Origin of the sequence: Photobacterium sp. 53610, from assembly GCF_036409375.1 — a bacterium.
GTDB lineage: Bacteria > Pseudomonadota > Gammaproteobacteria > Enterobacterales > Vibrionaceae > Photobacterium.
In genome coordinates, this window is sequence record NZ_JAXOFS010000019.1 from 1 (window position 1) to 23,093 (window position 23,093).

The 23,093-nt window shown below is 52.5% G+C and carries 21 protein-coding genes and 1 tRNA gene; 18 read left to right on the forward strand and 4 right to left on the reverse strand.

Going from position 1 to position 23,093, the window contains the following annotated elements; genetic code table 11:
• The first annotated feature begins 118 nt into the window (after positions 1–118).
• Positions 119–205: transfer RNA gene (locus SPK40_RS21915), tRNA-Leu, on the forward strand.
• A gap of 175 nt (positions 206–380) precedes the next feature.
• Here the strand turns inward: SPK40_RS21915 and SPK40_RS21920 are convergent.
• The gene (locus SPK40_RS21920; RefSeq protein ID WP_330961911.1) at positions 381–1,541 is read right to left on the reverse strand and encodes a 2-octaprenyl-3-methyl-6-methoxy-1,4-benzoquinol hydroxylase; all 1,161 of its coding nucleotides are present in this window, start codon (positions 1,539–1,541) and stop codon (positions 381–383) included.
• A 326-nt stretch (positions 1,542–1,867) separates the two neighbouring features.
• Here SPK40_RS21920 and miaB point away from each other — a divergent pair, with 326 nt between their 5' ends.
• The 5 genes from miaB to lnt all read left to right on the forward strand — a co-directional run bounded on the left by miaB (position 1,868) and on the right by lnt (position 7,430).
• Positions 1,868–3,292 (forward strand): tRNA (N6-isopentenyl adenosine(37)-C2)-methylthiotransferase MiaB, encoded by a 1,425-nt coding sequence (miaB, locus tag SPK40_RS21925; protein WP_330961912.1) that lies wholly within the window; start codon positions 1,868–1,870, stop codon positions 3,290–3,292.
• Positions 3,293–3,367: 75 nt separating this feature from the next.
• Positions 3,368–4,432 carry a PhoH family protein gene (locus SPK40_RS21930; protein WP_248143834.1) on the forward strand — a complete coding sequence of 355 codons (1,065 nt, stop codon included), beginning with the start codon at positions 3,368–3,370 and terminating at the stop codon, positions 4,430–4,432.
• Between the two features lie 8 nt (positions 4,433–4,440).
• The gene (gene ybeY / locus SPK40_RS21935; protein WP_248143442.1) at positions 4,441–4,905 is read left to right on the forward strand and encodes an rRNA maturation RNase YbeY; all 465 of its coding nucleotides are present in this window, start codon (positions 4,441–4,443) and stop codon (positions 4,903–4,905) included.
• A gap of 93 nt (positions 4,906–4,998) precedes the next feature.
• A complete protein-coding gene (gene corC / locus SPK40_RS21940; protein WP_248143440.1) occupies positions 4,999–5,871 on the forward strand; it encodes a CNNM family magnesium/cobalt transport protein CorC in 873 nt (290 codons plus the stop codon).
• Positions 5,871–7,430 carry an apolipoprotein N-acyltransferase gene (gene lnt / locus SPK40_RS21945; protein WP_330961913.1) on the forward strand — a complete coding sequence of 520 codons (1,560 nt, stop codon included), beginning with the start codon at positions 5,871–5,873 and terminating at the stop codon, positions 7,428–7,430. The genes corC and lnt overlap by 1 nt, the downstream gene beginning before the upstream one ends.
• A 147-nt stretch (positions 7,431–7,577) precedes the next feature.
• Here lnt and SPK40_RS21950 read toward each other — a convergent pair whose 3' ends face one another.
• Entirely contained in the window at positions 7,578–8,060 is a 483-nt protein-coding gene (locus SPK40_RS21950) for a zinc ribbon-containing protein (protein ID WP_248143438.1), read from the reverse strand.
• A 172-nt stretch (positions 8,061–8,232) separates the two neighbouring features.
• Between SPK40_RS21950 and leuS the strand changes: the two genes are divergently transcribed.
• The 12 genes from leuS to lipA all read left to right on the forward strand — a co-directional run bounded on the left by leuS (position 8,233) and on the right by lipA (position 20,912).
• A complete protein-coding gene (leuS, locus tag SPK40_RS21955; protein ID WP_330961914.1) occupies positions 8,233–10,809 on the forward strand; it encodes a leucine--tRNA ligase in 2,577 nt (858 codons plus the stop codon).
• Between the two features lie 82 nt (positions 10,810–10,891).
• Positions 10,892–11,521 carry an LPS-assembly lipoprotein LptE gene (locus SPK40_RS21960; RefSeq protein ID WP_371929370.1) on the forward strand — a complete coding sequence of 210 codons (630 nt, stop codon included), beginning with the start codon at positions 10,892–10,894 and terminating at the stop codon, positions 11,519–11,521.
• Positions 11,518–12,543 (forward strand): DNA polymerase III subunit delta, encoded by a 1,026-nt coding sequence (holA, locus tag SPK40_RS21965; protein WP_330961915.1) that lies wholly within the window; start codon positions 11,518–11,520, stop codon positions 12,541–12,543. The genes SPK40_RS21960 and holA overlap by 4 nt, the downstream gene beginning before the upstream one ends.
• A 170-nt stretch (positions 12,544–12,713) precedes the next feature.
• A complete protein-coding gene (gene rsfS, locus SPK40_RS21970; RefSeq protein ID WP_442957598.1) occupies positions 12,714–13,046 on the forward strand; it encodes a ribosome silencing factor in 333 nt (110 codons plus the stop codon).
• Between the two features lie 7 nt (positions 13,047–13,053).
• Positions 13,054–13,524: a 23S rRNA (pseudouridine(1915)-N(3))-methyltransferase RlmH gene (gene rlmH / locus SPK40_RS21975; protein WP_330961916.1), complete on the forward strand. Its 471-nt coding sequence runs from the start codon at positions 13,054–13,056 to the stop codon at positions 13,522–13,524.
• A 6-nt stretch (positions 13,525–13,530) separates the two neighbouring features.
• Entirely contained in the window at positions 13,531–15,477 is a 1,947-nt protein-coding gene (gene mrdA, locus SPK40_RS21980) for a penicillin-binding protein 2 (protein WP_248143432.1), read from the forward strand.
• Positions 15,474–16,595, forward strand: coding sequence for a peptidoglycan glycosyltransferase MrdB (gene mrdB, locus SPK40_RS21985; protein ID WP_248143431.1), 1,122 nt, complete (start codon positions 15,474–15,476; stop codon positions 16,593–16,595). Before mrdA ends, mrdB begins: the two co-directional genes overlap by 4 nt.
• Positions 16,595–17,407 (forward strand): septal ring lytic transglycosylase RlpA family protein, encoded by an 813-nt coding sequence (locus tag SPK40_RS21990; protein WP_248143430.1) that lies wholly within the window; start codon positions 16,595–16,597, stop codon positions 17,405–17,407. Before mrdB ends, SPK40_RS21990 begins: the two co-directional genes overlap by 1 nt.
• Before the next feature lie 150 nt (positions 17,408–17,557).
• Entirely contained in the window at positions 17,558–18,733 is a 1,176-nt protein-coding gene (locus SPK40_RS21995) for a serine hydrolase (protein ID WP_248143429.1), read from the forward strand.
• Between the two features lie 168 nt (positions 18,734–18,901).
• On the forward strand, positions 18,902–19,177 hold the full coding sequence (ybeD, locus tag SPK40_RS22000; RefSeq protein ID WP_248143428.1) for a DUF493 family protein YbeD: 276 nt from the start codon (positions 18,902–18,904) through the stop codon (positions 19,175–19,177).
• Between the two features lie 116 nt (positions 19,178–19,293).
• Positions 19,294–19,938, forward strand: a complete 645-nt coding sequence (gene lipB, locus SPK40_RS22005; RefSeq protein WP_248143832.1) for a lipoyl(octanoyl) transferase LipB — start codon at positions 19,294–19,296, stop codon at positions 19,936–19,938.
• Positions 19,939–19,940: 2 nt separating this feature from the next.
• Positions 19,941–20,912: a lipoyl synthase gene (gene lipA, locus SPK40_RS22010; protein ID WP_248143427.1), complete on the forward strand. Its 972-nt coding sequence runs from the start codon at positions 19,941–19,943 to the stop codon at positions 20,910–20,912.
• Positions 20,913–21,066: 154 nt separating this feature from the next.
• Here lipA and bamC read toward each other — a convergent pair whose 3' ends face one another.
• Both bamC and dapA read right to left on the reverse strand, forming a co-directional pair.
• Positions 21,067–22,098 carry an outer membrane protein assembly factor BamC gene (gene bamC / locus SPK40_RS22015; protein WP_330961917.1) on the reverse strand — a complete coding sequence of 344 codons (1,032 nt, stop codon included), beginning with the start codon at positions 22,096–22,098 and terminating at the stop codon, positions 21,067–21,069.
• A gap of 17 nt (positions 22,099–22,115) precedes the next feature.
• On the reverse strand, positions 22,116–23,012 hold the full coding sequence (dapA, locus tag SPK40_RS22020; protein ID WP_330961918.1) for a 4-hydroxy-tetrahydrodipicolinate synthase: 897 nt from the start codon (positions 23,010–23,012) through the stop codon (positions 22,116–22,118).
• Positions 23,013–23,093: the final 81 nt, after the last annotated feature.

Here is a 23,093-nt window from a genome sequence, read left to right on the forward strand (position 1 = left end):
GGCAACGGGTTTTGATCCCGTCATCCCCTGGTTCGAATCCAGGTAGCCCTGCCATTATTCAAGGTACCGAGCTTTACCATCTCGATATCTTTCCTGCTCAAGCAGGTAAATACCACGTGCGGTGGTGGCGGAATTGGTAGACGCGCTAGCTTCAGGTGCTAGTGTCCGCAAGGACGTGAGAGTTCAAGTCTCTCCCTCCGCACCAACTTTCTCTCATACAGAAAGTTATTAAAATCCGGATAGGCTTCCCTGTCATATCCATGCAATCAACCAGCGAAAGCTGGTTTTTTTGTCTCTGTTGCCCCCCTTTGCCAGAATACAGAACAAGAAAAAGCCACACACAGGTGGCTTTCGCATTTGTCATTATCCTGAATCTTGAATTACAACCCTAAAGCATATTTCAGCACTTGGTGCTTCAGTGGCCCCATGTGTTCGGCCAGCCTGAGTCCCAGATTCCGCAGCATCACAACAGGTTTCAGATCATTACTGAAAGCTTTATAGAACACATCCATCCCCGTTTGCATCAGCAGGTTATCCGGACGGCGTCGTTGTTCGTAACGCTTAAGCACCTGGGTTTCAAACCAGTACTGGCCGCCGTTTGCCATTTCATCCAGCAAAACCTCCACATCTTTGAACCCCAGGTTCACGCCCTGCCCTGCCAATGGATTAATGGTATGTGCGGCATCACCGAGCAAGACAATACCATCCGAATAATAGGACTGCGCATGCCGCCGGGTCAGCGGAAAACTGCCTCGGTTCAGCACTTTAATTAGCCCCAGTTCAGCCGGAAACGTCCTGAGAATTTCTGTTTCCAGTTGTACCGATGTCATCGCCGATAACTGTTTGATCCGGGCCGGGCTGTCATACCAGACCAGCGATCCCTGATGGCCGGGCAATGGCAGGAAAGAACGAGGTCCTTGCGGCGTGAACTGCTGCCAGGTGATATCCTGCTGCGGCAACTCAGTTTCCACATTGATCAGCATACAATGCTGGCGGTAATCCCAGGCGGTGATCCCAATGTTGGCCTGCTGGCGCACACGGGAGTTTGCACCATCCGCACCGACCAGCCAACGGGATTGCAGTACCTGACCGTTATCCAGCGTCACTTGATAACCCGCTTCATGACGGTCAAAATGGGCAAGCCGTGCCGGGCAAATTAGTGTCAGATTCGGCAGACTTTCAAAAGCCTGCCACAGCCCCAGCTGAATCAGACGATTTTCGACCATAAAACCCAGCTCTGGCAGTCCCAGATCCGCGGCATTGAACCGGGTCCGGCACTCCGGATGTTCCCAGGTTTCCAGCCGTCTGAACGGGCAAAGCCGCATCGCGCAAATACTGTCCCAGGCATTCAGTCGCTTCAGGAGTTTCACCGACTGGGCCGAGATTGCAGAGACCCGCAGATCCATCGCCTGGCTTTCATTGAAAGGTGCGGGGCGCTCCCCCTCAATCACCGCCACTTTCCGCCCCTGACGGGCCATTCCCAGTGCCGCTGCTGCACCAACCATACCGCCGCCGGCGATCACTACATCAAACTGTTCCATGCTGGTATCTCAATTCATTGCAATGCCGACATTCTAACGGCTTTCCGCAAGTTGACCACCTTCAAGCTGAAGTCCGCAGTCAATTCAATCCGCTTTGTCCCTGAAGCTTGATCTCTGCCGGACTGTCTACGTTTCTAAACACACCGCCTGCCGGTTTTATAATCAGCATTGATGATCTGGTCAGGCCGTGTCGAAAGCAGTACAATACGCGGCTTGCAATTTAAGCTGGCCCACAGTAGAGGGATTTTAGGCCCTTCAACTCCCGGCCGACGCTGCATCAGCAGCAGAAAATGCACCGAATTAACACTACGAGTGAAGAGTTAGACATGGCGAAGAAACTGCTTATCAAAACCTGGGGCTGTCAGATGAACGAATACGATTCATCCAAAATGGCCGATCTTCTCAACGCTAATGGCGGTTATGAATTAACAGAAGAACCAGAAGAAGCAGATGTACTGCTGCTGAACACCTGCTCGATCCGTGAAAAAGCTCAGGAAAAAGTTTTCCATCAGCTTGGCCGCTGGAAAACACTGAAAGACAAAAAACCGGGTCTGGTGATTGGTGTCGGTGGCTGTGTAGCGACTCAGGAAGGGGATTCCATTCGTGAACGTGCTCCTTACGTAGACGTCATTTTTGGCCCTCAGACACTGCACCGTCTGCCGGAAATGATTTCTCAGTCGCAGTCTTCTGAAGCGCCGGTCATGGATATCTCTTTCCCTGAGATTGAGAAATTCGACAGCCTGCCAGAACCACGGGCAGAAGGTCCGACAGCATTCGTTTCCATCATGGAAGGCTGCTCAAAATACTGTACTTTCTGTGTTGTTCCTTACACTCGTGGTGAAGAAGTCAGCCGTCCGCTGGACGATGTATTGTTCGAAATCGCACAACTGGCTGAGCAGGGCGTTCGTGAAGTCAACCTGCTGGGCCAGAACGTGAACGCCTTCCGTGGTGCAACTCATGATGGTGAAATCGCTTCTTTTGCTGAATTGTTGCGCCTGGTTGCCGCTATCGACGGCATTGACCGGATTCGTTACACCACCAGCCACCCGATTGAGTTTACGGACGACATCATTGAGGTCTACAAAGACACGCCGGAAGTGGTCAGCTTCCTGCACCTGCCGGTACAGAGCGGCTCAGACCGGATTCTGGCGATGATGAAGCGCCCGCATACGGCCATTGAGTACAAATCAAAAATCCGTAAGCTGCGTCAGGCCCGTCCTGAAATCACCATCAGTTCAGACTTTATCGTGGCGTTCCCGGGCGAATCCGATCAGGATTTCCAGGACACAATGAAGCTGATCCGCGAAATTGATTTCGACATGAGCTTCAGCTTCATTTATTCCCCTCGTCCGGGAACCCCGGCTGCAGATTACCCGTGTGATCTGCCTGAAGATGTGAAGAAACAGCGCCTGTATGAACTGCAGCAGCAGATCAATACCCAGGCCATGCGTTACTCACGTCAGATGCTGGATACAGAGCAGCGCATTCTGGTTGAAGGTCCATCAAAGAAAAACATTATGGAACTGCGCGGCCGTACCGAAAACAACCGGGTCGTGAACTTTGAAGGCTCTGTGGATTTGATCGGTCAGTTTGTCGATGTCAAAATCACGGACGTATTCAACAATTCCCTGCGTGGTGAACTGGTCCGCACTGAGGCTGACATGAACCTGCGTATTGCCATGTCTCCGAGTGAGGTCATGGAGAAAACCCGTAAAGAAGATGAATTGGGTGTAGGCGTTTATACTCCTTAATAAGAGGACAGAAATATCTGCCCATGCCCAGTTATACCGGCCGCCCGTCACAGTGGGCGGCCTATTGAGAGGCAAATCTTGAGCAAAATTATTACTGTTGAACTGAATCTCGAACCCGCCGATAACCACCGCCTGGCCAGCCTTTGCGGTCCATTCGACGACAACATCAAGCAACTGGAACGCCGCCTCGGCGTTGAAATCAATCACCGCAGCCACAGTTTCAGTATCGTCGGTCAGCCACATACGGCCGAAGCGACAGCGAATATCCTGAAAGATCTGTATGTTGACACCGCCCCGGTGCGCAATGTGATCCCGGATATTGAACCGGAACAAATTCATCTGGCCATTAAAGAATCCGGCGTTCTGGAACAGGATGTCAGTTCAAGCATCCCTTACGGCAAAGAAATTCACATCAAGACCAAAAAAGGGGTGATTAAACCGCGTACCCCAAATCAGGCCCAGTACATTGCCAACATGGTCGGCCATGATATTACCTTTGGTGTGGGACCGGCTGGTACGGGGAAAACCTATCTGGCTGTTGCAGCTGCCGTTGATGCACTGGAACGTCAGGAAATCCGTCGGATCCTGCTGACCCGCCCTGCGGTTGAAGCCGGCGAAAAACTGGGGTTCCTGCCGGGGGATCTGAGCCAGAAAGTCGACCCTTATCTGCGCCCGCTCTACGATGCCCTGTTTGAAATGCTGGGTTTCGAGCGCGTCGAAAAGCTGATCGAACGCAATGTCATTGAAGTTGCCCCGCTGGCCTATATGCGCGGCCGCACACTGAACGATGCCTTTATCATCCTGGATGAAAGCCAGAATACCACGGTCGAACAGATGAAAATGTTCCTGACCCGGATTGGTTTTAACTCCCGTGCAGTCATCACCGGCGACGTCACTCAGATTGACCTGCCGCGCGGTGCCCGCTCCGGTCTTCGTCATGCCATTGAAGTTCTGGCCGATGTTGATGAGATCAGCTTTAACTTCTTCCAGGCCACCGACGTGGTTCGCCACCCGGTTGTCGCCCGAATTGTTCAAGCGTACGAAGTCTGGGAAACCGAAGATCAGAAACAACGTAAACTGGCTGAACAGCGTCGCCGTGAACAACAGGAAGCGCGTCAAGTCAGCTCTGAAACGGAATAATCACACAGATGTCAGTTTATCTGGATTTACAGCTTGCCACTGCTGATGAAAGTGGCATGCCAGCGGTAGCCGACTTCCAGCGCTGGCTGGAAGCCGCCGTAACGCCATTTCAGGCGGATGCTGAAGTCACGGTCCGGCTGGTCGATGAAGCTGAAAGTCAGACCCTGAACCGGGACTACCGGGGGAAAGACAAGCCGACCAATGTGCTGTCATTTCCATTCGAAGCCCCGCCGGGTGTTGAGCTGGAACTGCTGGGCGATCTGATTATCTGTCGCCAGGTCGTTGAAAAAGAAGCTGAGGAGCAGAATAAACCCCTGCTCGCGCACTGGGCACATATGGTTGTACACGGCTCGCTTCATCTGCTAGGTTATGACCATATTGAAGATGACGAAGCCGAAGAAATGGAAGCTCTGGAAACCGAAATTATGCAAGGTTTAGGGTTTGCCAATCCTTACGAGGCTGACCAATACTAACATCAGCCCTGGCCGTCATCGCCAGAAATACAGTCGGTTGCTTTTCAGGAACCGGCTTTCCGTGGCTCAGGCCACCTATTTGAATAGAAAGCAATGAACGACGATAACCCCCAAAATTCTGACGGTCCGAGTCGAAAGACCTTCTTTGAACGTATTGGACAGCTCTTTCAGGGAGAGCCTCAAAATAAGGAAGAGCTGGTCAGCGTGATCCGTGATTCCGAAGAGAATGCCCTGATCGATCACGATACCCGCGACATGCTGGAAGGCGTGATGCAGATCTCCGAAATGCGAGTTCGCGACATCATGATCCCCCGCTCGCAAATGGTCACCATTGAACGTTCTCAGAAGGTTGAAGACCTGATTGATATCATTGTTGATGCCCAGCACTCACGCTATCCGGTTATCAGCGATGACAAAGACCACGTTGAAGGTATTCTGCTGGCCAAAGACCTGTTGCAGTATCTGCGTCCGGACAGTGAGCCGTTTGACCTCGACGTTATCCTGCGCCCGGCTGTTGTTGTGCCGGAAAGCAAGCGGGTTGATCGCCTGCTGAAAGAATTTCGGGAAGAACGCTACCACATGGCCATTGTGGTCGATGAATTTGGTGGTGTTTCCGGTTTGATCACCATTGAGGATATTCTGGAACAAATCGTCGGTGAAATCGAAGACGAATTCGATGACGAAGAAGAGCAGGAAATCCGTCAGCTGAGTAAGCACACCTGGAATGTGAAGGCACTGACGACGATTGATGACTTCAACAAACTGTTCCAGACCAACTTCAGCGTCAACGACATCGATACCATCGGTGGTCTGGTCATGACCAGTTTTGGTCACCTGCCAAGCCGGGGTGAAGTAGTTGAACTGGAAGGTTATTCGTTCAAAGTTACCGCCGCGGACAGCCGCCGGATCATTCAGTTACAAGTGACGGTGCCGCAGGAGGCACATCAACCAACGATGACGCCCTGATGAGACGAATCGACAATCTAAACCTTTGGGGACGGCTGCTTTTGGCCGTCCCGGCCGGTGCGCTGGCGACCCTGTCTTTCGCCCCTTATAAGTTCTGGTTCCTTGCTCCGCTCTCCCTCATTATTTTCTTTACCCTGCTGCAAAACCAACGCCCGAAAACCGCTTTCCAGACGGGTTTGGCATGGGGTTTGGGCCTGTTTGGCAGTGGTGTCTGGTGGGTTCACGTCAGCATTGCCGACTTTGGCGGGATGCCCATTGCCGCCGGACTCTTCCTGATGGTCCTGCTGATCGGCTATCTGGCGATCTACCCTGCACTGTTTGGTGCACTCCTTGCCCGGTTCGGCCAGGGCCGCCCTTTCCACCAGCTGATGCTCATCGGCCCGGTGCTCTGGTTAGTACTTGACTGGTTACGTGGCTGGCTGTTCACAGGCTTTCCATGGTTATGGCTGGGTTACGGCCAGATTCACGGACCATTTGCCAGTTTTGCGCCAATACTGGGTGTTGAAGGTCTGACACTTGCGCTGGTTCTCGGCTGCGGTGCTCTGGTTGCGGCCGGTTACTACCGCAACTGGAAACCACTGATGATACCCGCGCTGCTCCTGTTGCTGGCTTATCAGGCCAAAGGGATTGACTGGGTTCAGCCTGATCCGTATAAGCCGGTGAAAGTCGCTCTGGTGCAGGGCAACATTCCGCAGGCCCTGAAATGGCAGCCGGATCAACGCTGGCCCACGCTGATGAAATATCTGGATCTGACCCGTGAAAACTGGGATGCCGATATTATTGTCTGGCCGGAAGCCGCTATACCGGCGCTGGAGCAGCAGGTCGGCACTTTCCTGAGTCGTCTCGATGAAGCGGCCCGGATGAATCAGAGTGCGGTGATCACCGGAGTGCTGGACAGAACTGGGGAAGGTGAGTATTACAACAATATCCTGACGCTGGGCGTCAATCGCGATGGCGCATACCACTACGATACGGCGAGCCGGTACAGCAAACATCATTTGCTGCCGTTTGGCGAGTTTGTGCCCTTCGGGGACTTGCTGCGCCCGTTGGCACCGTTTTTCAACCTGCCGATGTCCTCGTTCAGCCGGGGTAGCTTTATCCAGCAGAATCTGGAGGCCAACGGCTATGCACTGGCGCCAGCGCTCTGCTATGAGATTGCGTTCAGCGAGCAGGTGCGCCAGAACGTCGGTTCAGGTACAGACATGCTGCTGACGTTATCCAATGATGCCTGGTTTGGTCGTTCTATCGGCCCGCACCAGCACATGGAAATCGCCCAGATGCGCGCACTGGAAACCGGAAAGCCTTTGCTGAGAGCCACCAATACCGGTGTCACAGCCGTGGTCGACTATCAGGGCAAGATTATTGCAGAGCTGCCGCAGTTTGAAACCGGCGTCCTGCGTGCCACCGTTACTCCGACCAAAGGAATGACGCCTTTTACCTCGCTGGGCAGCTGGCCGCTCTATCTCTATCTGTTATGGTCCGTCACCTTGTCCTGGCTGCTCGTGAAACGGCGTCGGGGAGATTTCAGAGATACCAATCCGCAGGAAGGGGTACACTGATCCCCATCCTCACCGCGAAATCACAAAGAGGGCTCTGGCCCTCTTTTGTTTTTCACCCAATGTCAGATGTTCGGTGTTTGAAGATCAGTTATTGATGACCGGGAGAGAGCCACCTGCACCTGGAATCTGTACCTGCAGTGCCAAAGACTAAGGTGCCAGTGGCTGACGGGTGAACTGGGTGCCTCCGCATTGCACGCAGGGCTCAATAATACGGACATGGGTATACTGCTCATGGTGACCGCACTTCTCACAGACCAGATTCCCCAGCCCGACTACTTCACCGGCCTTATACACGCCCCGGTGCTTGAGATCATCCATCACTTCAACCCATTCCAGCTGAGTCTTGTCAGTCACTTCTGCCAGACCGCTCCAGATCGTTTCGGATACCAGCTTATAGAACGGGCTTTCTGAAAACGGTTCCGGACTTTCCTGCACATTCTGGCCGAATTCCTTCAGATCCCGTTTGAAGTACTCCCGGATCAATGCCAGTTCATCTTTCGTCATATCACTGGCAGCTTCCCGGTATTTCTCGCTGGTATCGATCCAGTGTTTTAACTCTTCCGGACTGTGTTTCAGCGTTTCCGTAATGTCTTCCAGCATCGATTCATACGCAGCTTTTTGTTTCACCATCTCAGTTCTCCCAGGCTAATCCGCCAACTCGGGTCTGCCTTGTCTGAAATATCACAAGAATAAGCACACCGATTCGGCCTCAGCTATTGTTGCTCCCTTTACCTTTAGTTATTCTATGTCGATTATTTTGACTGTGTTTGTATTCAACTCACAAAAATCCCGGATGTCATCGATGCAAGAACAATACCGTCCTCAGGACATTGAACAGCAAGTTCAAGAACATTGGGACAACAATAAGACCTTTGTTGTAAGTGAAGACCCGAATAAAGAGAAGTTCTACTGTCTCTCTATGTTCCCTTATCCAAGCGGACGACTTCACATGGGTCACGTTCGTAACTACACCATCGGTGATGTCATCTCCCGTTATCAGCGCCTGCAGGGCAAAAATGTCATGCAGCCAATCGGCTGGGATGCTTTCGGCCTGCCTGCTGAAAACGCCGCAGTGAAAAACAACACGGCTCCGGCGCCATGGACATACGAAAACATCGACTACATGAAGAACCAGCTGAAACTGCTGGGCTTCGGTTACGACTGGAACCGTGAATTTGCCACCTGTACGCCGGAATACTACCGCTGGGAACAGGAATTCTTCACCAAGCTGTACAACAAAGGCCTGGTTTATAAGAAAACGTCCTCGGTCAACTGGTGTCCGAACGACCAGACCGTTCTGGCAAACGAACAGGTTGAAGACGGCTGCTGCTGGCGTTGTGATACGCCTGTAGAGCAAAAAGAGATCCCTCAGTGGTTCATCAAGATCACCGCCTACGCGCAGGAGCTGCTGGACGATCTGGAGAACCTGGAAGGCTGGCCTGAGATGGTGAAAACCATGCAGCGCAACTGGATCGGCCGCTCCGAAGGGGTTGAGCTGTCTTTTGAGGTTGAAGGCCAGAACGCACCACTGGAAGTGTACACCACCCGTCCGGATACCCTGATGGGCGTCACTTACGTCGGTATCGCTGCGGGTCACCCGCTGGCAGAGCTGGCGGCACAAAACAAACCTGAGCTGGCCGCATTCATCGACGAATGCAAAAACACCAAGGTTGCTGAAGCTGAACTGGCAACCATGGAGAAAAAAGGCATGGCGACCGGCCTGTATGCCATTCATCCGCTGAACGGCCGCCGCGTCCCGGTTTACGTGGCTAACTTTGTTCTGATGGATTACGGCACAGGTGCCGTGATGGCTGTTCCTGCCCACGATCAGCGTGACTTCGAGTTCGCGACCAAGTATGGCTTGGACATTGTTCCTGTGATCAAGCCTGCTGACGGCAGCGAGCTGGATATCAGTGAAGCTGCATACACCGAGAAAGGTGTCCTGTTCGACTCGGGTGAGTTCGATGGTCTGGACTTCCAGGCAGCATTCGATGCCATCGCCGCCAAACTGGAAGCGGAAGGCAAAGGCAAGAAAACCGTGAACTTCCGTCTGCGTGACTGGGGCGTATCCCGTCAGCGCTACTGGGGTGCACCAATCCCGATGGTGACTACTGAAGATGGTGAAGTGCATCCGGTCCCAGCCGATCAGCTGCCGGTGATCCTGCCGGAAGATGTCGTGATGGACGGCGTGACCAGCCCGATCAAAGCAGACAAGAGCTGGGCAGAAACCACCTTCAACGGTGCACCTGCACTGCGTGAAACCGATACCTTCGACACCTTTATGGAGTCGTCCTGGTACTACGCGCGTTACTGTTCGCCACAAGCGGATGAAATGCTGGACTCCGATGCCGCCAACTACTGGTTGCCGGTCGACCAGTACATCGGTGGTATTGAACACGCCTGTATGCACCTGCTGTATTCCCGTTTCTTCCACAAATTGCTGCGCGACAGCGGTATGGTGACCAGCGACGAGCCGTTCAAGCAACTGCTGTGTCAGGGCATGGTACTGGCTGATGCCTTCTACTATACCAATGACAAAGGCGCCAAAGTTTGGGTATCCCCAACCGAAGTGACGCTGGATCGCGACGAGAAAGGCCGTATCACCAAAGCGACCGATGTGGATGGTAACGAGCTGGTGCATTCCGGCATGACCAAGATGTCCAAGTCGAAAAACAATGGTATCGACCCGCAAGAAATGGTTAATAAGTACGGTGCAGACACCGTGCGTCTGTTCATGATGTTTGCTTCTCCGGCAGATATGACACTGGAATGGCAGGAATCCGGCGTTGAAGGTGCAAACCGCTTCCTGAAACGTGTCTGGAAACTGGTTTATGAACATACGGCCAAAGGTGCGATCGAAGTTCTGGATGCCCAGGCACTGAATGCTGATCAGAAAGCCCTGCGTCGTGACGTTCATAAGACCATTGCCAAAGTGAGCGATGACATTGGCCGTCGTCAGACCTTCAATACGGCAATTGCTGCGATTATGGAGCTGATGAACAAGCTGGGTAAGGCGCCGCAAGCGTCTGCGCAAGACCGTGCCCTGCTGGACGAAGCACTGAAAGCAGTGGTTCGTATGCTGTACCCAATCACCCCGCACATCAGCTTTGAGCTGTGGAAAGCGCTGGGTGAAACTGATGTTGATCAGGCTCAGTGGCCCGTCGCTGACGAGAAAGCCATGGTCGAAGATGAGAAACTGATCATTGTTCAGGTCAACGGCAAGCTGCGTGCCAAACTGACGGTTGCTGCCGATGCTGACAAAGATCAGGTTGAGGCTATGGCCTTGTCTGACGAGAACGTCTCGAAATTCACCGACGATAAAACAATTCGTAAGGTGATTTACGTGCCGGGCAAGTTGCTGAACATCGTTGCCAACTAATTCAGGTTAACGAACAACGCCTTCCCCCGGGAAGGCGTTTTCTCTTTTTACCTCTGTATTTGCTGAACAAGGAGTAGACACGGTGAGCACAGCTTCATCTCTACTGTCCCGCTTTCGTCTGGTCATTGTCATGGTTCTCGCACTGACGACAACAGCCTGCGGATTCCACCTGCGTGGGAACTACATGCTGCCCGACGACATTGCCCGCCTGTCTCTGACCAGTTTTGATCAATACGGGCCATTGACCCGTATGGTGAAATCCCAATTCAAATTACACGGTATTGAAGCAGTGCCGCCATCGGCGCAGGTTCCAAACCTGCATCTGCTCAGCGAATCCCAGGGCGAACGTACCCTGTCGCTCTATCAGAACAGCCGGGCTGCCGAATACGAACTGACCTATACCGTGAACTATCAGGTGGTTATACCGGAAAAAGGCGCAAAGCGTTTTACCACCAGGGTGAACCGCAGCTTTCTGGACAACCCGCTGACCGCACTGGCAAAGTCCGTAGAACGCGACATGCTGCTGGATGAAATGCGCCAGCAAGCCGCCCGCCAGATCATGCGCCAACTTGCCCGTCTGACCGCCGATCTCAATCAGCTGGACACCGAGACTGAAAACGAACAGGGCGTGTCCACGATTGAAACGGAAACAGATGCCGACAAACAGGCCGCAGAGCAGCTTTTTGAGACCAAAGGCACTGTTGCACAATGAGGATCTACCCGGAACAACTGAGTGAGCGGCTGAAGCAAGGATTATCAGCCGCTTACCTGCTGTCTGGCAACGAGCCGCTCTTATTGCAGGAAACCTCAGACCGCCTCAGACAACAAGCCAAAGCGGAAGGCTTTCTGGAACGGCACAGCTACACCATTGATAATCAGCTCGACTGGCATGAAGTTCTGGATGACTGCCAGGCACTGAGTCTGTTCTCTTCACGTCAGATCATTGAGCTGACGCTGCCGGAAAATGGCCTCAATGCCAATCAGGCAAAATCACTGCAAACAGTAATTGATGCACTGCACCCGGATATTCTGTTACTGGTATTTGGCCCCCGTCTGAACAAAAAACAGGAATCCACTGCCTGGTTCAAAGCGCTGACTGCGCAGGGAATTTACGTCCCCTGTAATACGCCGGATGCCCGACAGTTACCCCGGTTTATTCAGCAGCGATGCCAGCAGCTTGGACTGAATGCAGACGCCGAGTCGATCCAGCTGCTCGCCCAATGGCATGAAGGGAACCTGTTAGCACTGACGCAAAGCCTGTACAAACTGACCCTGATCTATCCGGACAACACACTGACGGTTCCTCGTATTCAGGATGCCCTGAGCCGGCACAACCACTACACGCCGTTTCAGTTACTGGACGCTCTGCTGGCCGGGCAGGCCAAACGCAGCCAGCGGATCCTCCGCCAGCTCGAAGCTGAAGGTGTCGAAGCCATCATCATTCTGCGGACGCTGCAGCGGGAACTGACTCAGCTGTACCGGATGCAGGAAATGGGGCGGCAAGGGGTTCCGCTGAACCGGATCTTTGAAAACTTCCGGGTCTGGCAAAACCGGCGCGAGCTTTATGTCGGCGCCCTCCACCGCCTGACGTTACCGATGTTATTACAGGCACTGCACCAGCTCACCCAGCTGGAACGCCAGGTGAAAACAGACTTCAACAGCCATGTCTGGCCCGGTTTAAGTACCCTGTGTGCACTGATGTGCGGGATGAACAAGAACTTGCCTTTGCTTTGACGAAGGCAAAATATTGTTAAATCTGGCTGCTGCTCAAAAAAACCGACCTCTGCTGGTCACGCAAGCAGCAGCACCGATTGAGCATGCTATACTCCGGCGTTAAAATGTGAACCCGATCGGCTCATCCGACTCTAACAAACAGAGCCTGTTCACCCGGAATGCAAACTGAAATGAGGGAGCCCCTTTTGCAGGTACAAGAACTACACGACTTTATCATTGATAAAATTGATGACATGAAAGCGCAGGACATCGTCACTCTGGATGTCCGCGGCAAATCCAGCATTACAGATCTCATGGTCGTTTGCACCGGTACCTCGAACCGACACGTCGCTTCAATTGCTGACAATGTCAACAAAGCCTCCAAGCTGATCGATTTTCCCCCGTTTGGCATCAGTGGTGAAGAAGACGGCGAATGGATTGTCGTTGATATGGGAAGCGTGATGCTGCATATCATGCAGGAAGATGCCCGACAGCTTTATCAATTGGAAAAGCTCTGGGGCTGATTGACGGATGAAGTTACAACTGATCGCCGTCGGCACCAAAATGCCGAAGTGGGTAGAAACCGGTTTTGAAGAATATCGCCGCCGATTTCCAAAAGACATGCCGCTGGAACTGATTGAGATTTCAGCCGGAAAACGGGGCAAAAATGCTGATATTGCCCGTATTCTTCAAAAAGAAGGCGAAGCCATGCTGGCCGCAGTAGCCAAAGGGAACCGCATCGTCACGCTGGATATTCCCGGTAAACGCTGGGATACCGAGCAACTGGCCGGACAGCTGGAAAGCTGGAAGCTGGACGGGCGCGATGTCTCTATCCTGATTGGCGGGCCTGAAGGTCTGGCGCCAGCCTGTAAAGCTGCGGCCGAGCAAAGCTGGTCACTCTCTCCGTTAACCCTGCCACATCCTCTGGTGCGTATCGTCATGGCGGAAAGCTTGTACCGGGCATGGAGTATCACGGCTAATCATCCATACCACAGGGAATAAAACGGCATGCGCAAGAAGCGACTTCAGATCCGTGACCATCAGGCAGAATCATCGCTGTTTTTCCGGCGAGCTATTTTTTCCTTCGCCGGTATTCTGGTCCTGATTGGTGTCCTGGTCGGTAACCTTTATCACATTCAGGTCAGCGAGTTTGAGGACTACAAGACTCGCTCCAACGATAACCGCATCAAGGTTGTGCCGGTCGCCCCGAACCGCGGGATGATCTACGACCGTAACGGCGTTCTGTTAGCTGAAAACCGGCCGGTTTACTCTCTGGAAGTCGTGACAGAAAAAGTTCCGATGCTGGATGATACCCTGGAACGGCTCAGAGCCTTGCTGGGCATCACGGATGAAGAAATCGAACGTTTTGAAAAAGAACGCCGCCGTACGCGCCGTTTCAACTCTGTTCCGCTGCGCAATCAGCTGACTGAAAAAGAAGTCGCGCTGTTTTCTGTGAATCAGCACCGTTTCCCCGGTGTTGAGGTGAAAGCCTATCTGAAGCGTTATTACCCTTATGGTGACGCCCTCACCCACGTCCTCGGCTACGTTGCTAAAATCAATGACCGTGATTTAGAGATGCTGGATCGCCAGGGCCACCTGAACAACTACAAGGCAACCCGGGATATCGGCAAACTCGGTATTGAAAAATACTATGAAGAGATGCTGCACGGCACATCCGGTTATCAGGAAGTGGAAGTGAACAGCCGGGGCCGTATCATCCGGACTCTGAAATATGTCCCGCCCGTCCCCGGTAAAGATATCCGCCTGAATCTGGATATCGAGCTGCAGCTTTATGTGAAGCAATTGCTGACCGAGAAAAAAGTCGATCCGGAAACCGGCGAAGAATTTATCAAGCCCAAACGCGGTTCTGTCGTTGTCCTGGATCCGAAAGATTCCTCCGTTCTGGCGATGGTTTCCAGCCCGAGTTATGACCCTAACCTCTTTGTCCATGGTATTTCCGGCAAAGCGTACCGGGACTTGCTGGATGACAGGGACAGACCGCTGGTGAACCGTGTCACCCTTGGTATTTATCCGCCAGCTTCAACCGTAAAACCTGCAATTGCCGTCGCAGCCTTGTCTGAAGGGGTGATTACTACCAGTACCACACGTAATGATCCCGGGTTCTGGAAAATTCCGAACTCCAAGAGCCGGCCATTCCGCGACTGGCTGCGTTGGGGACACGGAAAGGTGACCATTCACAAAGCCATTGAAGAATCTGTTGATACCTTTTTCTACCAGATTGCCTACGACATGGGGATTGACCGTCTGTCTTCCTGGATGAGCAAATTTGGTTACGGGGAATATACCGGTATTGATATTTTCGAGGAAAGTAAAGCCAACATGCCCACCCGGGAGTGGAAACAGGCGCGTTTCCGTCAGCCCTGGTATCAGGGCGACACCATTCCTGTCGGTATCGGTCAGGGCTACTGGACGGCTACCCCGTTGCAGATCGCGAAAGCCACCACGGTTCTGGTGAACAATGGCGTAGTCCGGGCCCCCCATCTGCTGAAAGATATCATCGGGCCTGAAGGCGAAACACCGGCCAAGTATGAGATCTTCCCGCCGGTGACCGGCGTAGAGCCAAAGTACTGGAGAGTAGCAAAAGACGGCATGTACCGGGTGCTTTTCGGCAACCGGGGAACGGCACGGCGTGCTTTCTATGGCGCGCAATATAAAGCTGGCGGTAAGTCAGGCTCCGCACAGGTCTTTGGTCTGGCTGAAGATGAAGAATATAACGCCGAAGAGCTGGAAGAACATCTGCGGGATCACGCGCTGTTTACCGCTTTCGCACCTTTTGATGATCCACAGGTTGTGGTTGCAATGGTACTGGAAAACGCCGGTGGCGGTTCCAGTAACGGTGGCCCGGTCGCACGGCAGATCTTCGATCACATGTTACTGGATCACAGTGATGAACATGACACCAACAAATCAACACTTGCCGAGGTAACCCGATGAGTATCATGGCTGCCGCAGGCAGTAAAACAACCCTGAGTGACCGGCTGCATATCGATGTGCCACTGTTACTGGGGATCCTGACCGTGATGGGTTTTGCTCTGGTGGTCATGTACAGCGCCAGCGGCCAGAATCTGGCTATGATGGAGCGTCAGGCGGTCCGGATGCTGTTGTCACTGGCCATTATGTTTATCCTGGCTCAAATCGCGCCCCGACACTACGAAGCCTGGGCACCTTACCTGTTCGGTGTCGGCCTGCTCTTACTGCTTGGCGTCCTGCTGTTCGGGGAAATTTCCAAAGGCGCGCAACGCTGGCTGGATCTCGGTGTGGTGCGTTTCCAGCCCTCAGAGCTGATTAAACTGGCGGTACCGCTGATGGTGGCCCGGTTTATCGGGAATCATCCGCTGCCCCCCAGCCTGAAGAATATCGTAATCGCCACACTCATGATTTTCGTGCCCACGATTCTGATTGCCAAGCAGCCCGATCTGGGAACCTCAATCCTGATCGCGGCCTCCGGGGTCTTCGTCCTGTTTCTGTCCGGGATCAGCTGGCGCATTATCATTTTTGCCGGGTTGCTCGTGGCTGCCTTCATCCCGCTGCTCTGGTTTTTCCTGATGCATGATTATCAGCGAACCCGGGTCCTGACGCTGTTCAATCCTGAATCAGATCCGCTAGGTGCCGGCTACCACATCATCCAGTCGAAAATTGCCATTGGTTCCGGTGGTATTACCGGCAAGGGCTGGCTGCACGGCACTCAGTCACAGCTGGAATTTCTGCCGGAGCGTCATACCGACTTTATCTTTGCCGTGATCGCTGAAGAATGGGGACTGGCTGGCGTGGTCGGCCTGCTGGCTCTCTATATTTTCATCATCGGCCGCGGACTTCTGCTGGCGAGCCGGGCACAAACGGCCTTTGGCCGCATGATGGCAGGCAGTATTGTCCTGAGTTTCTTCGTTTATGTTTTCGTCAATATCGGGATGGTCAGTGGCTTGCTGCCCGTTGTTGGTGTTCCCCTGCCCCTGGTCAGTTACGGCGGCACCTCAATGGTCACCCTGATGGCGGGCTTTGGTATCCTGATGTCTATCCACACTCACAGAAAAATGCTGTCTAAGGCGAACTGATGCGCATTGCTTCTCAATCGTTCATTTTCTCTCTGTGCTTCACCCTGCTGCTGGCCGGGTGTAGCACCACATCGACTTCAGATCGGTATCAAATCAAAGAAGACCGTGCACCGGACAGCTCTCCGACACTGGATCATATTGAAGATGCCCAGCCAAGATATGAAGCTAAAAGTCTGGCCGGTAATGTGAATTACAATCTCAATGGTCAGCATTACACGATTTTGCCGTCTGATCAGCCTTTCACGCAGGAGGGACTGGCCTCCTGGTACGGCAAAAAATTTCACGGCCATCAAACCTCGAACGGCGAAATTTACGATATGTATTCCATGACGGCGGCCCATAAAACCCTGCCGTTGCCGAGCTATGTCAGAGTCACCAACAGAAATAACGGCAAAACCGCCATCGTCCGGGTGAACGACCGCGGTCCATTCCACGAAGGACGAATTATCGACCTCAGTATGGCTGCCGCGACCAAACTGGACGTGATTGGTCATGGCACTGCACCGGTCAGCATTGAACTGATTCAGATGCCCAAGCCAGACAAGGCAGAGTGGCAAAGTGCCAACCCGAGATGGTTTTTCGTTCAGCTCGCGGCATTCAGCGATCTGAGCAAAGCACAGGCTGCAGCTCAGAAGCTCAAAACTGAATTCAATACTCAGGTGGAACTGAAAAAAGCGAAATCCGCAGCGGTATACCGGCTGCGCCTGGGGCCCTATCTGGACTCACAGGAGGCTGAACATTTACGTGATCAAGCCAGAGCATCACAGTTCCCGGAAGCTTTTGTGGTATCCGAGTTGCGCGAGTTGAACTAATTTGCCAACCTGAAGTCTGACAAAAGTATGTAAAAATTTCATAAGATTCTTGTGTGGGCCCTGATATCGTCGGGTTGAGAACTGTTTATCAGGACTCAATCTGATATAGTGGTTCCAATTTTGTTATCCGCAATCCAAGTAACAACTATCATGAATAAATCTGCTGCATTTTTTCGCTCTGTCACAGCCTCTGCCGTTTTGATGACAAGCCTTTCCGCGACAGCGGCACCAGCCGTTGTTCCAGAAGCCCCGCAGATAGCCGCTAAAGGTTATGTCCTGATGGATTACCATTCAGGCAAAATTCTGGCCGGACAAAATGAATACCAGAAGCTGCCGCCTGCGAGCCTGACCAAAATGATGACCAGTTATGTCATCGGTCAGGAAATCAAACGCGGTAACATCTCTATGGATGATACTGTTGTGGTCAGTAAAAATGCCTGGGCGAAAAACTTCCCTGGCTCATCCAAAATGTTTATTGAGGTTGGCAGTGAAGTCAAAGTGTCTGACCTCAACCGCGGTATCATCATTCAGTCAGGCAATGATGCTTGTGTTGCCATGGCCGAACATGTCGCCGGCTCTGAAGACTCTTTTGTCGATTTGATGAACGGCTGGGCAAAAACACTGGGGATGGATTCCACCCATTTTGCCAACGTACACGGCCTGGATAATGCCAATCTGTTCACCACCCCTTATGACATGGCGCTGCTGGCACAGGGCCTGATCCGTGACGTGCCGGACGAGTTCGCAATCTATAAGGAAAAATCTTTCCGCTATAACGGCATTGAGCAGTTCAACCGAAACAGCCTGCTGTGGGACAAGAGCCTCAATGTGGACGGTCTGAAAACCGGCCATACGGATAACGCCGGATACAGCCTGGTCAGTACCGCAACCGAAGGTCAGATGCGTCTGATCGCTGTTGTGATGGGCACCAAAAATGCCAACGCCCGTAAAGCTGAAAGTAAAAAGCTGCTGAACTACGGTTTCCGCTTTTTCGAAACCGTTTCTCCGCATAAAGCCAACGAGACCTTCGTGACTGAAAAAGTCTGGATGGGTGACACGGATGAAGTCTCACTGGGTGTCAGTCAGGATACTTTCGTCACGCTGCCGCGTGGTTCGGTCAAAGATCTGAAAGCCAACTTTGTGCTGGAAAAAGAGTTGAAAGCGCCAATCCACAAAGGCGATGTTGTCGGTAAACTGTACTACCGCCTGGGCGATGACGATGTTGCTGAATACCCGCTGCTGGCCCTGAACGATGTCAATCAGGGAGGCATTTTCAGCCGTCTGATTGATTATATCGTCTTGTTGTTTAAGGGCTGGCTGAGCTAATCGCTTCCGCATGAAAAAGGACAGCCTCGCTGTCCTTTTTCTTTTTAACCCGATGATGGCATCGTTTGTACTGTTCCGTTCCCTTTGCATGACTTGTGTTATGGACGGCGAGCCATTAATATGCTGCCCTTAATTGTGATACACCGCATACATTTCCGGGAGTTCAGCATGCAACAGCAAGAACAGCCAAAACTTAAAGATTTACTCGAGTTCCCTTGTCAGTTTACCTACAAGGTAATGGGCTTTAATAAGCCTGAACTGCCGGACCTGGTGGTAGAAGTGATTCAACGCCATGCGCCGGGTGACTACACGCCGTTGGTGAAACCAAGCGGCAAAGGCACTTACAGTGCCGTTTCAATTACAATCACAGCGACTCACATTGAGCAGGTTGAAACGCTTTATAAGGAACTGGGCGAGATCGAGATTGTCCGTGTCGTCCTCTGAGACCTGGTCCTACCGAGCAATTGGCGGCTGAAATTTCAGCCGCCAAGTTTTATAATGCACCATTATTGGTATCTTCTGAATCGCAGCAGATCCCGACAGACAACATGGGTGTGAATGTGCAAAGAAATCTCATTGTCCGCAACCTGGGCCTGAAAGACTATTCTGTCACTTATGAGGCCATGCATGATTTTACCGCCGATCGCGATGACGACACCGTCGATGAGATCTGGCTGGTTGAGCACCTTCCCGTTTTTACTCAGGGCCAGGCCGGCAAAGCCGAGCACGTGCTGAATCCTGGTGATATCCCTATTTTTCAGAGTGATCGCGGTGGACAAGTGACCTATCATGGCCCGGGGCAGCAAATGATGTATCTTCTGCTCGATCTGCGCCGCCTCAAACTGGGCGTCCGTGAGCTGGTCACGCACATTGAAAACACAGTAATCAACACGCTATCCCGTTTCGGGGTAACCTCTAATGCCCGTCCGGACGCCCCTGGTGTCTATGTCGACGGCAAAAAAATCTGCTCACTCGGTCTACGTATCCGTCGCGGCTGTTCTTTTCATGGCCTGGCCCTCAACGTCAACATGGATTTATCGCCTTTCATGCGTATCAATCCCTGTGGCTATGCGGGTATGGAAATGACTCAGCTGGCTATGTTCAATGGCCCTACAGAACTGGCTGATGTGCAACCTATACTTGTCGATGAGTTAGTGAATTTGCTCGATTACCAGAGCATAGAGTGGATAACGGAAAGCAATTAATCATGAGCAAACCGATCGTAATAGAACCAGGTGTCAAATATCGTGACGCCGACAAAATGGCCCTGATCCCTGTACGTAACATGGAAGCGGAAGAAAAACCCCGTGAAATGCTGCGTAAACCGGAGTGGATGAAAATCAAACTGCCGGCGGATACCCAACGTATCCGGGACATCAAGGACGCGATGCGTAAGAACAACCTGCACTCGGTCTGTGAAGAGGCATCCTGTCCGAACCTGGCAGAGTGCTTTAGTCACGGTACGGCCACCTTCATGATTCTGGGTGCCATCTGTACCCGTCGATGCCCGTTCTGTGACGTTGCCCATGGCCGTCCGCTGCCGCCAAGTGCCGAAGAGCCGGTTCATTTGGCTCAGACCATCGCTGATATGAAGCTGCGCTACGTGGTTGTCACATCCGTTGACCGCGATGATCTGCGTGACGGCGGTGCACAGCACTTTGCTGACTGTATCCGTGAAATTCGCGTGAAGAGCCCTGAAATCAAGATCGAAACCCTGGTCCCTGATTTCCGTGGCCGGATGGATCGTGCGCTGGAAATCCTGCGTGATAATCCGCCGGATGTCTTCAACCATAACCTGGAAACTGCGCCACGCTTATACCGCAAGGCCCGTCCGGGTGCGAACTACCAGTGGTCGCTGGATCTGCTGAAGAAATTCGGTGAAATGCATCCGAACGTTCCGACAAAATCCGGCCTGATGATGGGTCTGGGTGAAACCAAAGAAGAAATCATTGAAGTCCTCAAGGATCTGCGTGCACACGGCGTAACGATGCTGACCTTAGGTCAGTACCTTGCACCAAGCCGCCACCACTTGCCTGTTGAACGTTATGTGCCGCCATCAGAGTTTGATGAGCTCAAAGAAATCGCACTGGAGCTGGGCTTTACCCATGCGGCCTGTGGTCCATTTGTCCGCTCGTCTTACCATGCCGACCTGCAGGCAAAAGGCGAAGAAGTGAAATAATCACACAAGTCGGGAATCGTATGGTGACATGACGCCTCTGATTCCCGTGCTTCGTCCCCAGTTGGATCCCATAAAAAACGCTTCGGAGTCTGTGACATACCGAAGCGTTTTTATTTTTGAACTCAGTTCTGTAACTGTACTGTTTCCTGCTCTGTCAGCGCTGATTCTCTTTATCAATCACAGCTGCCAGTACCGGCGCTAAACTTTCCAGCGCTTCCTCAGTGATCGGCTTACCATCTTCATCTGTGACGGTAATTGAGGTCCGGTTCCCCAGATCACCCAGCTGCAAATCATAATCACGATTCGACAGCTGAAGCGGCTGAATACCGAGTTCGGTCCAGAAATCATCACCCGGTGAACGGAAAGAAACATCAACTGTACCCTGAGAACGGTTTCTGCCATCAACGGTGAAACCCAGCGCCTGCAGGAGGCTTGGCAAGCGTTCCCAGAAAACATTGTAAGGCGCACGCGCAATAATCACAGGCAAACCGCTGCGATCACGACCCATACTGATTGGGATCTGCTTGACCAGTTCCTGCGCCCGCACACGGGCTTTTTCACGCTCATATGCGTCGTATTTCGCCATGACCAGATTCGTCATCAGAATACTGTAACGTTCCTGATTCCCGAGACTCACCGTCTTGTCGACACCCGCTTCACGCCAGTCCAGCAGTTTAATGGTATACAGGTTCTGGCCATTCTCGCTGGAACGGGTAATCCGGTATCGGCTGCTGATTTCAGTGTCTTCATCCTCGTTGTTCCACTGAACCCAACTGGTTTCCAGGGTCTGCGCGGTATCAACATCAAATGGAATATTCCGCTCTTTCCCGAGACGTTTGGTCAGGGTCCAGAGTTCATTCAATTCTTCAGCTTTAACCAGTTGCAGGCTCACCGTACCATCGGAATTATGGACAGTTCTGGCGCCCGGAATGAGCGCGAGTACCTGTTGCGGTGGACGAATATCGACCGCTTTACCAATGGCGCCAGAATAGCCGGCAGCCGGAATGGCATACTCGCCAGACACCGTCGCCGCACCGCTGCTCGGGCTGTTCCAGCTGCTGAGCGGTGCAGTTTCCAGATAATTAAAGTCCTGATTTGCCTGACGGCGGCGCTCAGCACCACCCGAACAGCCAGCCAGTGTAGCGACCATGACAGCCGTAACTGCCAGCCTGTAATTCACATTCATGTAGAGCTCTTACGTTCCTATGCGGTGGCCAGTGAAGGCAGCAGTTTCGCATCTTTCAACGCTTGCAACACAACAGGTTCAGCCTCTTTGCTCAGCGGCGTCAACGGCAGACGTAATGTACCGTGCTGGATCAGCCCCATTTTGTGTGCTGCCCATTTCACCGGAATGGGATTGGACTCAACAAACAGGTTCTTGTGCAATGGCATTAATTTCGCGTCAATGGCTTTCGCAGCTTCAATCTCGCCATTCAGTGCCAGTCGGAACATCGTTGCCATATCCTGAGCAGCAATATTTGCCGTCACTGAAATGACGCCATGTCCGCCAAGCGCAACAAATTCCAGACCTGTTGCATCATCACCGCTGAATTGGAGGAAATCTTCGCCGCAAAGTTCCCGAGTTTTTGCTACACGGGACAAATCGCCGGTCGCATCTTTAATTCCGATGATGTTATCCAGCTTAGACAGGCGTGCCACAGTTTCCGGCAGCATATCGACAGAAGTACGACCCGGTACGTTGTACAGAATTTGCGGCAGGTCTGTGGCTTCAGAAATCGCCTTGAAGTGCTGATACAAGCCTTCCTGCGTCGGTTTGTTATAGTAAGGAGTCACTGTCAGGCAAGCGGCAACACCCGTACCGGAGAAAAGTTTACTGAAAGTGATGGCTTCATGGGTGGCATTGGCGCCTGTACCGGCAATGACAGGGATACGGCCCTGAGCAAAATCGACTGTCTTCAGCACCACTTTCACGTGCTCTTCCACAGTCAGCGTGGCGGACTCGCCTGTGGTTCCTACAGCAACCAGAGCATCTGTGCCTGCTGCAATATGATATTCAACCAAGGATTTCAGGCTGGCGTAATCTACTTCACCGACTTCATCCAAGGGCGTAACTAGCGCTACCATGCTACCAGTAAACATGTCGATCTCCCTTTTTTATTGATTTCTCATGGTACTTTTCAGTGACAGTAAACACAAGCGAGCAGAATGTAAAATAGCTGT

Excerpts from the sequence above, each read along its gene's own strand:
- bamC (WP_330961917.1), bottom strand. The coding sequence starts at position 22,098 with ATGAATGTGAATTACAGGCTGGCAGTTACGGCTGTCATGGTCGCTACA.
- corC (WP_248143440.1), top strand. The coding sequence starts at position 4,999 with ATGAACGACGATAACCCCCAAAATTCTGACGGTCCGAGTCGAAAGACC.
- rlmH (WP_330961916.1), top strand. The coding sequence starts at position 13,054 with ATGAAGTTACAACTGATCGCCGTCGGCACCAAAATGCCGAAGTGGGTA.
- SPK40_RS21990 (WP_248143430.1), top strand. The coding sequence starts at position 16,595 with ATGCGCATTGCTTCTCAATCGTTCATTTTCTCTCTGTGCTTCACCCTG.
- mrdA (WP_248143432.1), top strand. The coding sequence starts at position 13,531 with ATGCGCAAGAAGCGACTTCAGATCCGTGACCATCAGGCAGAATCATCG.
- SPK40_RS21920 (WP_330961911.1), bottom strand. The coding sequence starts at position 1,541 with ATGGAACAGTTTGATGTAGTGATCGCCGGCGGCGGTATGGTTGGTGCA.
- lipA (WP_248143427.1), top strand. The coding sequence starts at position 19,941 with ATGAGCAAACCGATCGTAATAGAACCAGGTGTCAAATATCGTGACGCC.
- lnt (WP_330961913.1), top strand. The coding sequence starts at position 5,871 with ATGAGACGAATCGACAATCTAAACCTTTGGGGACGGCTGCTTTTGGCC.
- rsfS (WP_442957598.1), top strand. The coding sequence starts at position 12,714 with ATGAGGGAGCCCCTTTTGCAGGTACAAGAACTACACGACTTTATCATT.
- dapA (WP_330961918.1), bottom strand. The coding sequence starts at position 23,012 with ATGTTTACTGGTAGCATGGTAGCGCTAGTTACGCCCTTGGATGAAGTC.
- holA (WP_330961915.1), top strand. The coding sequence starts at position 11,518 with ATGAGGATCTACCCGGAACAACTGAGTGAGCGGCTGAAGCAAGGATTA.
- miaB (WP_330961912.1), top strand. The coding sequence starts at position 1,868 with ATGGCGAAGAAACTGCTTATCAAAACCTGGGGCTGTCAGATGAACGAA.
- SPK40_RS21995 (WP_248143429.1), top strand. The coding sequence starts at position 17,558 with ATGAATAAATCTGCTGCATTTTTTCGCTCTGTCACAGCCTCTGCCGTT.
- leuS (WP_330961914.1), top strand. The coding sequence starts at position 8,233 with ATGCAAGAACAATACCGTCCTCAGGACATTGAACAGCAAGTTCAAGAA.
- SPK40_RS21950 (WP_248143438.1), bottom strand. The coding sequence starts at position 8,060 with ATGGTGAAACAAAAAGCTGCGTATGAATCGATGCTGGAAGACATTACG.
- mrdB (WP_248143431.1), top strand. The coding sequence starts at position 15,474 with ATGAGTATCATGGCTGCCGCAGGCAGTAAAACAACCCTGAGTGACCGG.
- ybeD (WP_248143428.1), top strand. The coding sequence starts at position 18,902 with ATGCAACAGCAAGAACAGCCAAAACTTAAAGATTTACTCGAGTTCCCT.
- ybeY (WP_248143442.1), top strand. The coding sequence starts at position 4,441 with ATGTCAGTTTATCTGGATTTACAGCTTGCCACTGCTGATGAAAGTGGC.